At 55.9% G+C, this 13,246-nt stretch carries 14 protein-coding genes; 5 read left to right on the top strand and 9 right to left on the bottom strand.

Annotation, left to right across the window (positions count from 1 at the left end):
• Positions 1 to 18: 18 nt before the first annotated feature.
• From PKO02S_RS17555 to cshA, 3 genes are all read right to left on the bottom strand, one after another.
• The gene (locus PKO02S_RS17555) at positions 19 to 810 is read right to left on the bottom strand and encodes an ABC transporter ATP-binding protein (RefSeq protein WP_127585146.1); all 792 of its coding nucleotides are present in this window, start codon (positions 808 to 810) and stop codon (positions 19 to 21) included.
• Between the two features lies 1 nt (position 811).
• Complete coding sequence (locus PKO02S_RS17550) at positions 812 to 1,801, bottom strand: FecCD family ABC transporter permease (RefSeq protein WP_127585145.1); 990 nt, start codon at positions 1,799 to 1,801, stop codon at positions 812 to 814.
• 496 nt (positions 1,802 to 2,297) lie between these two features.
• Positions 2,298 to 3,941 (bottom strand): degradosome RNA helicase CshA, encoded by a 1,644-nt coding sequence (cshA, locus tag PKO02S_RS17545; RefSeq protein WP_127585144.1) that lies wholly within the window; start codon positions 3,939 to 3,941, stop codon positions 2,298 to 2,300.
• A 389-nt stretch (positions 3,942 to 4,330) separates the two neighbouring features.
• On the opposite strand from cshA, the gene PKO02S_RS17540 reads away from it, so the two are divergent.
• The 4 genes from PKO02S_RS17540 to PKO02S_RS17525 all read left to right on the top strand — a co-directional run bounded on the left by PKO02S_RS17540 (position 4,331) and on the right by PKO02S_RS17525 (position 7,095).
• The gene (locus PKO02S_RS17540; protein WP_127585143.1) at positions 4,331 to 4,891 is read left to right on the top strand and encodes a DUF4178 domain-containing protein; all 561 of its coding nucleotides are present in this window, start codon (positions 4,331 to 4,333) and stop codon (positions 4,889 to 4,891) included.
• 25 nt (positions 4,892 to 4,916) lie between these two features.
• On the top strand, positions 4,917 to 5,759 hold the full coding sequence (locus PKO02S_RS17535) for a DUF4247 domain-containing protein (protein ID WP_127585142.1): 843 nt from the start codon (positions 4,917 to 4,919) through the stop codon (positions 5,757 to 5,759).
• A gap of 120 nt (positions 5,760 to 5,879) precedes the next feature.
• A complete protein-coding gene (locus PKO02S_RS17530; RefSeq protein ID WP_127585141.1) occupies positions 5,880 to 6,716 on the top strand; it encodes a YitT family protein in 837 nt (278 codons plus the stop codon).
• A 190-nt stretch (positions 6,717 to 6,906) separates the two neighbouring features.
• Positions 6,907 to 7,095, top strand: coding sequence for a hypothetical protein (locus PKO02S_RS17525; RefSeq protein WP_127585140.1), 189 nt, complete (start codon positions 6,907 to 6,909; stop codon positions 7,093 to 7,095).
• A gap of 26 nt (positions 7,096 to 7,121) precedes the next feature.
• On the opposite strand, the gene PKO02S_RS17520 is transcribed toward PKO02S_RS17525, so the two are convergent.
• Positions 7,122 to 8,297, bottom strand: coding sequence for an MFS transporter (locus PKO02S_RS17520; protein ID WP_127585139.1), 1,176 nt, complete (start codon positions 8,295 to 8,297; stop codon positions 7,122 to 7,124).
• 204 nt (positions 8,298 to 8,501) lie between these two features.
• Here PKO02S_RS17520 and PKO02S_RS17515 point away from each other — a divergent pair, with 204 nt between their 5' ends.
• On the top strand, positions 8,502 to 9,701 hold the full coding sequence (locus PKO02S_RS17515; RefSeq protein ID WP_127585138.1) for a putative glycoside hydrolase: 1,200 nt from the start codon (positions 8,502 to 8,504) through the stop codon (positions 9,699 to 9,701).
• A 50-nt stretch (positions 9,702 to 9,751) separates the two neighbouring features.
• Here PKO02S_RS17515 and PKO02S_RS17510 read toward each other — a convergent pair whose 3' ends face one another.
• From PKO02S_RS17510 to PKO02S_RS17490, 5 genes are all read right to left on the bottom strand, one after another.
• On the bottom strand, positions 9,752 to 10,288 hold the full coding sequence (locus PKO02S_RS17510) for an NADPH-dependent FMN reductase (protein ID WP_127585137.1): 537 nt from the start codon (positions 10,286 to 10,288) through the stop codon (positions 9,752 to 9,754).
• A 127-nt stretch (positions 10,289 to 10,415) separates the two neighbouring features.
• Positions 10,416 to 10,850: a hypothetical protein gene (locus PKO02S_RS17505; protein ID WP_127585136.1), complete on the bottom strand. Its 435-nt coding sequence runs from the start codon at positions 10,848 to 10,850 to the stop codon at positions 10,416 to 10,418.
• A 27-nt stretch (positions 10,851 to 10,877) separates the two neighbouring features.
• Positions 10,878 to 11,885 carry an ABC-2 transporter permease gene (locus tag PKO02S_RS17500; RefSeq protein ID WP_127585135.1) on the bottom strand — a complete coding sequence of 336 codons (1,008 nt, stop codon included), beginning with the start codon at positions 11,883 to 11,885 and terminating at the stop codon, positions 10,878 to 10,880.
• Entirely contained in the window at positions 11,875 to 12,759 is an 885-nt protein-coding gene (locus tag PKO02S_RS17495; protein WP_127585134.1) for an ABC transporter ATP-binding protein, read from the bottom strand. The genes PKO02S_RS17500 and PKO02S_RS17495 overlap by 11 nt, the downstream gene beginning before the upstream one ends.
• A complete protein-coding gene (locus PKO02S_RS17490) occupies positions 12,756 to 13,145 on the bottom strand; it encodes a GntR family transcriptional regulator (protein ID WP_127585133.1) in 390 nt (129 codons plus the stop codon). The genes PKO02S_RS17495 and PKO02S_RS17490 overlap by 4 nt, the downstream gene beginning before the upstream one ends.
• Positions 13,146 to 13,246 lie beyond the last annotated feature (101 nt).

Raw genomic sequence — 13,246 nt, 5'->3', positions numbered from 1 at the left:
GGACGGTTTTCTGGATGGTTAATGAACTAATCCTTCGGCTTTGCGAAGCGGATGAATGCGTGGATACCCTTTGTCCGGCATCGGCTGCACTTCCGCTTCTACACCATATACGTTGCGAATCAGCTCCGGCGTCAGCACGTCGCAAGGTTTGCCGGTCGTTGCGATAGAGCCTCTCTGGATGACACAAATTTTATCGCTGTAAGCACTCGCTTGATTGAGATCGTGCAGCACCATGACGACTGTGATGCCCAGCTCGCGATTGACGGTTCGCACCAGCTCGAGCACCTCCAGTTGATGCGCGATATCGAGGTAGGTTGTAGGTTCGTCCAGCAGCAGCACTTTGGAGCGCTGAGCAAGCGCCATCGCAATCCAGGCGCGCTGCGCTTCGCCGCCGGAGAGCGATACTACGAGACGTTCACGAAACGTTAGGAGCCCCGTTTTGGCAAGCGCCCACTCGACGATTTCATAGTCTTCTGCATTCAGCCGTTCGTACCATTTTTTGTGCGGCAGCCGCCCGTATGAGACGAGATCCTCCACCGTCATATCCCCCGGCGTCTGGTTGGATTGGCAGAGGATGCACATCAGCTGCGAGATGCGTTTGCTCTTCAGCGTGCGGAGCTCCTGGCCGTCGATGCAGACTGCTCCGCGCTCGCATGGGATAAGGCGGGACATGCCCTTAAGAAGGGTCGATTTGCCGGAGCCGTTCGGTCCGATAATCGAGACGACCTCCCCTGCCTCGACTTTGAGCGAGACGTCCTTGACGATGGCCGAGCCTTCGTAGCTTATTGTTAAGGCTTGGGTTTCCAGCATGTTACACATCCCCTTTTCGCATGAGATATAAGAAATAAGGTCCCCCGATTACCGCCATGACAATGCCGGACGGAATGTCCAGCGGAGCGAACAGCGACCTGCCGCCCGTGTCCGCTATGAGCAACACAAGCGAGCCTAACACGGTACTCATCGGGAGCAGGTTCTTGTAATCGGAGCCGACCATCATCCGCGCCATATGAGGGACAACCAGACCGACGAAGCCGACCATCCCGACGGTTGAGACGGAGACGGCAGCCAAGTAGACGGCCAGGAACGACAGCAACAGCCGAGTCCGGTTCAAATTCTCGCCCAGGTTGCGCGCCGCTTGTTCGCCCAGCCGGAGAATATTCGCCTGGCGGATGCAGAAGTAAGCAGCGATCCAGCCGGCCACTGAATACGGCAGGATGACGAGCGCATCGCTTCTCCCTTTCCCGGACAGGCTTCCGTTCAACCATTGCAGCGCCGCAGGAAGTTTGTCGCTGTACAGGATCGACATGAGGCCGATAATGCCGCCGAACACGGCGTTCACTGCAACGCCCGACAGGATGACGCGGATCGGGGTGATGCCTCGGCGTTTCCACGCTAACGCGTACACCATCGCGGCTGCCGAGCCGCCTCCGACGATCGCCAGGAGCGGAATCAAGCTGGAGTATTCCGGCACGATGAGCAGGACGAATAGGACGGCGACCGCGGCCCCGCTGGAGACGCCGGTCAGCCCGGGATCCGCCAGCGGATTGTGCATAACCGCCTGGAGGAGCGCCCCCGAGATCGCCAGATTCGCTCCGATAATAACGGCGAGCATCACTCTCGGAATCCGGATATCCCACAGGATCGTGGTGGAAGCTTCTCCTCCGCGTCCAATTAGAGCATCGAAAATCTCAAGCGGCGTGTACCTTACGCTGCCTAAACCGATCGACAGGATAACCGCTGCAAGGAGGAGACTGGATGTGATTATGATGATGCTGGCTCTGGATTTGCTAAGGCTTGCCAATGGTTATCCTCCGATCGGCAGTTGCGGATTGGATTAGGGAAACAGCTTCGATGCGGCTTAATCTAGGGAACCGTGACTTTCACAATCGAAGCGTTTATTTGATAATGATTATCAGTTTCATGACACATACAATATCACGGCTCTCGCCTCCCTGTAAATAGTTAATTGAGAAAAAGTATCATTCTCAATTAGAATGCCAATCTGTTCGGTCCTGTCCCCCTCCCCCGAACGCCAAGTAACCGCTGGATGCAGTCCGAAAAAGACGGACTGCAAGGCCGCTCCTTGGCTGATTAGGCTCCCCAGTCCGAGTTTGCCGAATTGGAGCGGGGGTTTCTGTAAGAGGTGCGTAATAACGCCTCTGGAAGTGGAGAAACTCGGACTGGAGCATCCCTACAATTAGCGGGCGCCTCCTGTAGCCAGGAAAAAGTCGGACTCCAGCACAAAAAAGCCGCCGCAGAGACAAAAGTCCCTGCGGCGGCTCAAAAGCAACGCCTTATTAGCTGTTCACGAACTCCTTGGAGTCGTTGGACTTGCGGCGATCGTAGTCGCCGCCGCCTTCGTACCGGCGGCGATCCCCGCCCTCGCGGCTGCCGCCGCGATCGCGGTCGTACCCGCCACGGCTGCCGCTGCCGCTGTTGCCGCGGTATCCGCCGCCGCTGCTGCCGCCACGGTTGCCGTCGCCGCTGCGGCCATAGCCGCCGCCACCGCCACTACTACGACGGTCGCCGGAGTAGCTGCCGCCGCTGCTTTGGCCGTCACGCACGTAGGAGCCTGGCATTCTGCGGCCGGAGCTGCGGATGTCCGGACGGCGCTTCTTGGCGCGAAGCGGATCTTCCGGTGTCAGCTCGATCTCGATATCGCGTTTCTCACCGGTCAGGAGCTTCATTGCAGCTGCAACCAGTTGTACGGAATCATATTGCTCAAGCAATTGAATGGCGATGCCCTTAAACTCGCCGAACGATTCGGAATTGACGACTTCCAGCACGCGCTCCGCCGTCACGCGCTGCTTGCCTTCGATAGCTTCCGCCATACTAGGCACAGGCTTGCGCGCAATTTTGTGGCGAGTCAGGCGCTCGATGAAGTGCAGATGGTCGATCTCGCGATGCGTCACGAACGTCCAAGCACTGCCTTCGCGGCCGGCGCGACCTGTACGGCCGATCCGGTGAACATAGCTCTCCGGATCCTGCGGCAGGTCGAAGTTGATAACATGCGTTACGCCGGAGACGTCCAGACCGCGCGCAGCGACGTCGGTCGCCACGAGCACGTCGATGCTGCCGTCGCGGAACTTGCGCATAACGTGGTCGCGCTGGTTCTGCGACAGGTCGCCGTGCAGCCCTTCGGCCGAGTAGCCGCGCTTCTGCAGCGCTTCGGACAGCTCATCGACGCGGCGCTTCGTCCGGCCGAAGATGATCGCCAGATCAGGCGATTCCATGTCCAGCAGGCGGCACAGTGCGTCAAACTTCTGCTTCTCATGCAGCTCGATGTAGAATTGGGAGATCAGCGGGGCGCTGACTTGCTTCGGAATGACCGATACATGCTCCGGCTCGCGCAGGAACTGCTTGGCCAGCTTCTTGATGTTCTCCGGCATCGTAGCCGAGAACAGCATCGTATGGCGCTCTTCCGGCACAAGGCTCAAGATGGCCTGGATGTCTTCCATGAAGCCCATGTCGAGCATCTCGTCCGCTTCGTCCAGAACGACGGTCGTCACGTTGTCGAGCTTGATCGTCTTGCGGTTGATGTGGTCGAGCAGACGGCCCGGCGTACCGATAATGATCTGCGGTCTCTTCTTCAGCGCGCGGATTTGCTTGACGATATCTTGACCGCCATAGATCGGCAGCGAGCGAATGCCCTTGAAACGGCCGAGCTTGCTGATTTCTTCCGCTACCTGGATCGCAAGTTCCCGTGTAGGGCACATAATCAGCGATACAATGCGGTCTTCCGTAGGTTCAATCCGGCTGATGACCGGAATACCGAATGCAGCGGTTTTGCCTGTCCCCGTCTGCGCTTGACCGATCAAGTCCCGGCCCTCCAGCGCGAGGGGAATCGTTTTCTCCTGGATTGGGGTCGATTCCTCGAATCCCATCTCCGTAATTGCCCGAAGTACCTTCGGGTCCAACTCAAATTCTGAAAAAGCTTTCAAATGTTTTCTTCTCCTTTACTCTCAGGGCCTTCCATTTTCCCTTGCCAAGTATTAAATTTACCCTTAAGCACGACTTTTATCGAAGACACACGATCACAACTTCATGTACCTTTTTCCAAATTTCCGGCACACGGCACTATTCGCCCCTAATCAGCAAGCTGATCGTAAAAAAAAGCATTTTCCACCTGGAAAATACTAGCCGAACTTAAGAATATCTTTGTTATTATAGCACAGCTCCCTTTCGCATTTCCAGTGCAGGGGCGGAATGCTTTCGAATTTGGGTGAAGCCCCCATCAAGGCACCTATAAATTTTTGCAACTTAGCCGTTCGGAATCCCGTATAATGAGTTAAGAATCTTGGGATTGCCCAGGCGCAAGGAGAGTGCTGCCATGTCGGTGTGGAAAAGAATCGGATCCATTTTGAAGAGCCAGTCGCATAAACCGGAGCCGGCCCCGGCTTCGCTGCTTCACCCGCTCGAGGAGACGGGCGTAGGCGATATCGTGACCGTCGATCTGGAGGAATATATCGTAACCGGCAAGGTCACCTACTTCGACCGCGGCTTCGCGCCGCACCGGTTCGCCTATTATTTGCAAAGCGGCCGCCGCATCGATTGCCTGATCGTTGAGAAAGGCCGTGCGATGGACTGCTACATGTGCGAGTTTCTGGAAGGTTCGCTTGACGATCCCAGCGACGTGCCTACCACACTTGTGCTGGACGGGGAAACGACCTTCGAGCTGGAGTGGAATCGCAAGGACGTCACGCGGACGGAAGGCCGGACCGATTTCCGCAGCAATGACGAGGTATTGATCTGGCGGTACTATGCCAATCAGGAGAAACACTTCTTCCTGCAATGGCAGGACGGCAAGTTCGTAGCGATGCAGGGCAACCGCATTCCCGCCGCGGAAGTGAAGCGGCTGCAGGCCGCAAGTCCGAACGCAGCCAAGAAATAACTGATCTGAAGGAGGCGGATGCCGGATGAAACGTTGGAAAGGCTGGCTGGCGCTTTTGCTGATGGCCGCTCTAGTAGCAGGCTGTTCGAACGCAAGCAGCTACGTGAAGGAGCAGTACCCGCTCGTCGACGTCGACGGCAAAGGGAAAGCCGCATCCCGGATCTATCTCGCCGAAGGCAAGACCGTTCCCGATACGGCCCGCGATATAGCTGCGCAAGAGAAGCCGAAGGAAATGAGCAAGGAAAGCACGGACCAAATGTTCCTCGTGTACGACAACCGCATCATCAACGTACAGAAGGACTCGGCCAATGAGCTAAACTCCATTATCGAGGTCGACTCGATCGAATATGCCAAACAGCACTATGACTCGTCGTTCCTGCAGGGGTATATAACCGCCGTCATGCTGGACTCCCTGCTCGGGGACAAATGGTCGAAGCGCACCGTATCTTCCGGAACCCCGACCTACAAAGGATACTCATCGACGGGGAAGACCTCCACCAGCACGATCCCGAAGAACAATACGGACGTGAAGCAGCCTACGACGTCGACAGGTACGGGCAGCTTCTCGACCAAGGGCAACACAGCCACGTCGGATCCGAAGAGCGGCTCGACATCCGGCACGCCTCCCCCAAGCGCAAGCAGCTCGGGCAGCACCGGCAATTTCACGACGAAGCCTTCTACCGGATCGACATCCTCGTCGTCTTCGTCCAGCAGTTCCTCGTCGTCGACCAAGAGCAGCACTTCATCTTCTTCGAAGAGCAGCTCCTCGTCCTCGGTCCGCAAAAACGACGGGTCCGCGCCGACGGTCAAGACGAGCAAACCTTCCACTACCAAACGTAGCGGCAGTTTCTCCTCGAAGAAGCGCTGATTGCACGACGCAAGCCGCCTGAGCTTCCCTGCAACGGGGAGCTTTTTTTGTTGCCCCGCAGCCGCATCATGCATGGAAACCGATGCTGGTCACCCATACTAAACGTCGGAGGGATCCGACATGACACGGCATCTGAACATACGCAACGCCATTAGCCTGCTGCTTATTCTATTCGGCGCCATACTCGTAGCAGCGGGCTTCAACCGCTTCCTTATCCCCCACCAGCTGCTGAGCGGCGGAGTGTCCGGGGTTGCGATGATAATCGGCTATTACACAGAATGGAATATCGGACTGCTCTATTTGCTATTCAACATTCCCATTATCGTCTGGGGGGTGATCGCCGTCGGCAGGCGGTTCGTTCTGCTGAGCATCGTGGCCGTAGCATTGACGACCTACTTCATGCAGGTTATACCTGAGGAGCCGTTCATCCAGGACCCACTGCTCGGGGCAGTATTCGGAGGCGTGCTGATCGGCATCGGCTGCGGTATTTCCTTGTGGGCAGGCGGGTCGTCCGGCGGTTTCGATATTGTGGGTTATATTTTGTCTTTGCGCTGGAATTTCCCGATCGGGACCGCTATCTTCGCTCTCAACTCCGGCGTCGTCGTGATGCTCGGCTATTTGTTCAACTGGGACTTGGCACTGCGTTCGATGCTCTCGATTTTCGTCACCGGCAAAGTAGTCGATATGATTCATATCCGTCAGCTCAAAGTAACGGCCTTCATCGTCACCCGCTGCAAAGACCAAATCGTCGAACGGCTGCATCGGCTGCCCCGAGGCGTGACGGTCATTAAGACAGAGGGGGCTTATACGAAAAGCAGCCAAGACATGCTGATGACGGTCACCTCCCGCTACGAATTGGCGGAGCTGCGCAAAATCATTCGCGAAATCGACCCGAAAGCGTTCGTCAACATCGTGGAAACCGTCGATATCATCGGCGAATTTCGTCGGCATAAATGAGTCCCATCGGCATTCAGCGGCTTTCATGGAAAAAAAAGGGCAACCCTCTAGTCAAAAAGTGGTCTTTTTCTGCCGGATATTATGGTATAATAGGAATGTAATTTCATATAGTTCTGGCTTCACCTCTTGGCTCCACTTTTTGTATTTTCTAATCACGAATTCAAATTCGCAGGATTGGAAGGTGACGAAGATGGAAACCGTAAAACTGTCCAGGATTGTAATGAAATTAACACCCGAGCTGTATCCGTTCCTCCGCCATTGCGAGCTGAACTCGGATATTGTGCTCCGGAACGGCTTGGATGCCCTGGAGTCAGCCGATGTAATGGAGATTATTCAATTCAGCATTTCTGAACATCAAAAAGACGCCTTTCTTCACTAAGGCGTCTTTTTTTGCGTTCGTTTCCATTAAAACTCGGCGTTGATCCGTTTCCAGTACATCCGTGTGGCTATGAGCATTCCCGCTCCAATTACACAAATGACGGAACTGAAATAATATAGCGGGTCCTTCCCCAGCTCGTCCATGATGAAGCCGCCGCCGATCCCGCCCACAATGCCGGCCAAACCGACGAAGACGGCGGACAGCACGGTCTGGCCGGTCGAGCCGAGCTCCTCCGGCACAAGCCGAACGACGAACTGCACGGCGGCGATCCAGAACGCGGCGAACGTAATCGCATGCGTGGTCTGCAGCAGGATGAGGATGGCCGGGTCGTCCACGAATCCGTAAAAAATCCAGCGTATCGCGTACAGCAGCGTGGCGATCAGCATGACGGACAGCTCGTTCAAGCGATGCATATAGCGGCCGAGCAAAGCGAATGTCGGGATCTCGCTAAGCGCTGCGAAGAACCATGCCATGCCCAGGCTGCGGTCGGAGACGCCGATCTCGGTCAGCACGAGCGTGAACATCACGTCGTTCATCCGGTGCGGGATGGCGATGACGAACAGCAGCACGAGGAACCACAACAGTCTCTTATTGCCGAGCAACCGACGAATATCGTCCAAGCGGACCGGCCTGGCGCTCGACGACGAAGGTATTTTCAATATCACCAGCAATACAATTGGAATGATCCACAAGCTCCAGAATAAATAGGGGATTCCGGACAAGCCGCCGATCATCTGCAGCACGTAGCCGCTGGCGAAGGCGACGACGCAAAACCCGATGGAGCCCCACAGCCGTACCGAGCCGTAGCTCGATCGCGAGCCATCGACCGTCCGGACAACCAGCGTATCCAGAAGCGGCGCCGAAGGCGACATGAAGAAGTATAGCAGCAAGACGAACAGCAGCGCTGCCGGGAACGCTTCGGTAACGAACAGACCGATGCTCGCAGCGATCGCAAGCGCCCACAGCAGCAGAATCACTTGCTTGAGCGCGCGGTAGCGATCGCTGACGACGCCCCATACCGGCGAGGCGAACATCGCCATGAACGGCCCGATGTTCATCAGCCAGCCGATCTCGACGGCGGAATAGCCCCGCAGCCCGAAGTAGGAGGGCAAATAGGGAAGCAATGTAGCATTGATCGCGTAATAAGAAAACAGGACACTTTTGATAAGCGTTAGTGGGGGTGTCTTGTAAGGCGGCTGCATGTTCTCTTCACTCTTATCTCTAATATAGGATGGCAATCCACCTAATCGTACTCGAAACAGTCGACAAAAGCCATCAAAATCCTACAGATGACTCTTACCGGGCTTCGAGACCGCCATCTATAATGATTGTGAAGCGCGAATAGGTTGGGCAAAGCAAGCGGAGTTACGGACACCGCAACTAGACGAAACGAGGGGGCATCGAAAATGGAGCTGCTGTTCGCGGCGCTGATCGCGTTATGGGGAAGTTTGACAGGCGGGTCGCCGGATAGGGTGTCGATGGAGCAGGCGCTGCAGACTTACGTTCAGCAAGCCCAAGCCGCGCAAGCGGCGGAGCAGCAAGCGCCAAACGGCTCCACCGGCACCGGGCAATCCGCGGTCAAGAAGGACCCGCAAACCGGCACCGCTCCGATCGTAAAAGGCGTCTACGCCACCGCCCACAGTGCGGCCGGCTCGAGAATGGAGACGCTGCTCAAGCTGATGGACGAGACCGAGCTGAATGCTATGGTGATCGACGTGAAGGATGATTTCGGCTACATCACATACCAGACGGGCAATCCAGAGCTGGAAGCGCTGGGAACGACGCAGAAAATCATCTCGAATATGCCGGCGCTCATGGAAAAGCTCAACCAGCACGACGTTTACCCGATCGCCAGAGTCGTTGTGTTCAAGGATACGGTATTGGCGAAGCAACGGCCGGAGCTGTCGTTTCGCAATCCGGACGGGACCTTGTGGAATAATGGGAAAAACCCGCCGGACAGCTTCCTGAACCCTTACCGGAAGGAAGTATGGGAATACAACGTGGCGGTTGCCAAAGAAGCGGCGAAAGCCGGGTTCAAGGAAATCCAGTTCGATTACGTCCGTTTTCCCGAAGGCTTCGAGACAAGAGCGGATACGCTGCAGTATGACCGCGACGATCGGGCGCGCACCGACATTGTAGCCGATTTCGTGAAGTACGCCAGAGAGCAGCTGGCCCCGCTAGGGGTGCGCGTATCCGTCGACATCTTCGGCTATGCCGCCTCTGTCCCCGCCGCGGAAGGCATCGGGCAAGATTTCGAGAAAATCTCGAAGCAAGTCGACGTGATCTCGCCTATGGTGTACCCTAGCCACTACGGACCGGGCTGGTTCGGCTCCAAGGTGCCGGATGCGGCGCCTTACGCCACGATCAACGGGGCGATGGCCGACACGCACAAGAAGCTCGAGCCGCTTGCCGCAGCAGCCGAGAAGCCGATTATCCGGCCCTGGCTGCAAGATTTTACGGCGTCCTGGGTGCAAGGCTATATCAAGTACGGCAAACATGAGGTTGAAGAACAAATCCGTGCCTTGCACGACAACGGCATCGACGAGTTTCTGCTCTGGAATGCCGGCAATACGTATACGCCGGGTGTCGCGTATGGTGTGCCATAATGAAGACGGCGGGATCCGCTTCTTGAGCGGTCCCGCCGTTTTTGATGCGATCAAGCTCTCAGCTTGGCCGCCATCTGAATGAAATAGTTGATCGTCTTGAGCGTCCGTTGCTTGAGTTTCTCGTTCGCCGGTGCGCCTTCTTCGTCGAACTGGCGAAACTCGGCGCCGATCGAGATCCACTCGGGGCAGTTGATCCCGTGTACGTTGCGCACCGTCACTTGCAGCTGCTGCAACGGGCTTACGCCAACCGCGCCGCCCGACGAGCTGACCGAGAGCACGGCTTTGCCGTCGAAATGATCGAAGCCGAGAAAATCGAGCGCATTTTTCAACACGCCGGTCATCCCTCCGTGGTAATCCGGGGTGCTGAGCACGACGGCATCCGTCTTCAGCATCGTAAGCTTAAGCTCCTGCAGGTTGGCGTCATCCGGATTGCGGTTGTCCGCGTTAAAAAACGGAAGAGGCTTCTTATACAAATCAAACAGCTCCACGGTGCAGCCTTTGGCCTCCATTTGACGCTGAATATACTCACAGAGCCGGGTGCTCGTCGATTCCTTGCGGTTGCTTCCCGCCAAAATTGTAATATGCATGATTAATTCCACCTTATATGCCGATTTCATGACTTCTTATACATTTTAGTATCGAAAGTCCGATGTTGCAACCCCGGAAGAACAAAAAAGCCCAAAGCCGATTCGCTCAGCTTCAGGCCGTTCTTTTTTATCTTGCTCCCCATTCGTCATGCACCAGGGGCTCCAATTTCTCGTTCGGGTACATATAGGTCCGCTCTCGGTTGAACGGATGCACGTACGCTTCCCCACGGTTCCGCATAGCTTCGATGAAAAAGGTACGGGTGGAGCCGTCCTTCATATTGATCCGTACCGTGTAGTTGTTCACATTTGTAAATTGCCATTTCTCCCGATAATTCGACTCCGTCATCTCCTGATCCAGTCCGTTCAGCAGCTCCGATGCCGCACGAATCGTCTCCGCATCTTTATAGTTCTTCAATCCCCCTACGCCATGACTGTCGACCGAGACGGAATCGATATTTTCCTCCACCAGCTCAGTCCGCCCGGGCTGCAAGCCGTAGCTGAATCCCGTCAGCACTAGAGTGACCACCACAAGCGTCAGCAGCTCCTTGCTTGATTTGAACATCCGGTTCCCCTCCTCTCCGCTCTCGAATTATACTTTCCACCTGACCTTGGTCATCCGTCGAATGAGCAGCGTGCTGAACACGATAGAAACAAGCAGCCCGACATAGTACATAAACGCCTTATTTTGGAATATTCCGTACAGGAAGGCCGCCCCCAGTAGCGATGTGCACACCACGAAGCCGATTTTCAGAGTCGTCTCCCCGATCGGAAAAAGCATCAGTTTACCGTTGTTCTCTAGCCGGTTGCGCTCATAGAGCCAATATCCCCATACGGTGAAAAGCAGCAAATAGACACCAGGCACGATGATCGGCAACGCATCCGTATACTCCATTCCCATGTATAAGTAGCTGACCAGGCTTATATTTTCCATCCACATGTTCAATGAGCTAGGATAGCTGTCGGTGTAATACCGCACCCGCTCCCAACCGTTCACTTCCAGGAACACTTCCAGCAGCACGCTGAATCCGATCGGCAAGGCGGCGAATATGCCTGAGAAAATCAATTGAGAAGCCATGCTGCCGCTGATCGTGCCGATGAACAGAACAGTCGCGTAGACAGCCATGAGAATAAAAATCGTGTACACGCACTGAAACAGATGATAGTTGAAGCTGAAAAACGAGGCGATCGGCGAATTCAGAACAATCGCGATGTCGATCGCGGAGTTGAGCAAGGTGGAACCCATAATCAGCACCAGCCCGAACATCCATTTCGTCCAAAACAGCTGCTTGCGCGTATAGGGCATGGCGAACATCAGCTCCTGCACCCCGTTACGGCGTTCGGCGCCGAGCAGCATGCCGCCCAACAAGGCAACCAGCAAACACAGGATGACACGCGTCACGCTTTCCATATCCCCGTTGTTGTAGGCAACGGCCATATCCGTGATCGTCCGGGGATATAGCCTGCTTTTCTCTTCCCATTCCAGAATCCACTTATCGAAGCGCTGCATGCCGAGCAAGAGAAAATGGACGATGGGAAAAATCCAGACGAGCCACATCACTTGCCTATACTCTTTCCACCATAAGGCTTTATTCCACATTCGCTTGTCCCCCCAGCTTCCATATAAACAAATCCTCCAGCTTCACCGGGAGCGGCTCGTTCAGCAGCGGATCGGCCGCCTTCAGCCTCTCCAGCGCCTCCGCTCCTCGCTCCGTCTGGATCAGGACCGTATAGACGCGACCGATGTGGTCCAGCACGTGGATATCCGGCCGATCCAGCCATCCTGTCGGCGGCTGCCCGCGGAAGACGATCTGGCGCTTCAGCACAGTGTCCCCCATCGTGTCCGCCGACATCGACTGCTCGATCAATCCGTCCTTCATCAGCAGGACCGTATCCGTAATACGTTCCAGCTCATCGAGGAGATGTGAGGAAATGACCAAGGTGACGCCTTCCTCTGCAGCCTCCATGAGCAGCGTCAGCACTTGCTTCTTGGCGATCGGATCGATTCCGTTCGTAGGCTCGTCGAGCAGCACGACTTTGGCGCGGGTCGCCAGTCCGAGTGTAATGCTGAACAGCATGCGCATGCCTTTGGAGTACTGTTTCACTCTTCTCGACTTGTTCAAGCCGAATCTCTCCAGCGTGGCGAGGAAAAACGCCATGTCGAAATCCGGGTAGATCATCGCGTACAGCTTGGCGCTCTCCAGCGGGGTGTAGCCGTAAAATGCCTCCGGTGCATCCGGCACGAAAACGATGCTGCGCTTGACCTCCGGATGGGCGTGAACGGGGACGCCTTCGTATTCGACGGTACCCATGTCCGGGTCGAGGATGCCGGCCATTGTTTTCAGGAGCGTCGTCTTGCCCGCTCCGTTGCGGCCGATCAAGCCGGCGACGCTGCCGGGCGTCAGCGCGAAGTGGACGTTCGCGAGCACGATGCGGTCTTCGATCGACTTTCTTAAGCCTTTAACGGTTATCATGATTCATCGCCTCCAAAACGTTTCCATTCTTCGTCCGTCCACGCCGCAAACTGTTCCCGGCTGATGCCGAGATGTCTCGCCTCGACAATGACGGCTCGCAGCTCTTCCTGGAGATGCTCGGTGCGCTCGCGCTCCATGCCGGGCGAGGCGGCCGGCTTCGCGACGAATGTTCCTTTACCCCGCAGCGTGGCGATCACGCCTTGCCGCTCCAGCTCCTGGAACGACTTGGCGACGGTGTTCGGGTTAACCAGCAGTTGGGCCGACAGCTCTCTTACCGACGGCAGCTTGTCGCCTTCCTGCAGGATCCCTTTCGCAATCGATTCCTTCAGCTGCTGCACGATCTGCTCGTAGATCGGCATCATGCTCCGCTCGTTCAGTTGTATCATGGCGCAGGCATTCCACTCCTTCCGCGTCCGTACTATGTGTACTACTATTTATAGTACACATAGTACAACAGGATGGTGAAGAAGTCAATTTTTAAGAAGAA

Source organism: Paenibacillus koleovorans NBRC 103111, from assembly GCF_004000845.1.
GTDB lineage: Bacteria > Bacillota > Bacilli > Paenibacillales > NBRC-103111 > Paenibacillus_AA > Paenibacillus_AA koleovorans.
Note: the sequence above shows the minus strand (reverse complement) of the source record. Positions and strands in the feature narration are given on the sequence as shown.

Coding starts and splice junctions, on each gene's coding strand:
- PKO02S_RS17555 (WP_127585146.1), bottom strand. CDS start 810: ATGCTGGAAACCCAAGCCTTAACAATAAGCTACGAAGGCTCGGCCATC.
- PKO02S_RS17540 (WP_127585143.1), top strand. CDS start 4,331: ATGTCGGTGTGGAAAAGAATCGGATCCATTTTGAAGAGCCAGTCGCAT.
- PKO02S_RS17535 (WP_127585142.1), top strand. CDS start 4,917: ATGAAACGTTGGAAAGGCTGGCTGGCGCTTTTGCTGATGGCCGCTCTA.
- PKO02S_RS17530 (WP_127585141.1), top strand. CDS start 5,880: ATGACACGGCATCTGAACATACGCAACGCCATTAGCCTGCTGCTTATT.
- PKO02S_RS17525 (WP_127585140.1), top strand. CDS start 6,907: ATGGAAACCGTAAAACTGTCCAGGATTGTAATGAAATTAACACCCGAG.
- PKO02S_RS17520 (WP_127585139.1), bottom strand. CDS start 8,297: ATGCAGCCGCCTTACAAGACACCCCCACTAACGCTTATCAAAAGTGTC.
- PKO02S_RS17515 (WP_127585138.1), top strand. CDS start 8,502: ATGGAGCTGCTGTTCGCGGCGCTGATCGCGTTATGGGGAAGTTTGACA.
- PKO02S_RS17510 (WP_127585137.1), bottom strand. CDS start 10,288: ATGCATATTACAATTTTGGCGGGAAGCAACCGCAAGGAATCGACGAGC.
- PKO02S_RS17505 (WP_127585136.1), bottom strand. CDS start 10,850: ATGTTCAAATCAAGCAAGGAGCTGCTGACGCTTGTGGTGGTCACTCTA.
- PKO02S_RS17500 (WP_127585135.1), bottom strand. CDS start 11,885: ATGTGGAATAAAGCCTTATGGTGGAAAGAGTATAGGCAAGTGATGTGG.
- PKO02S_RS17495 (WP_127585134.1), bottom strand. CDS start 12,759: ATGATAACCGTTAAAGGCTTAAGAAAGTCGATCGAAGACCGCATCGTG.
- PKO02S_RS17490 (WP_127585133.1), bottom strand. CDS start 13,145: ATGATACAACTGAACGAGCGGAGCATGATGCCGATCTACGAGCAGATC.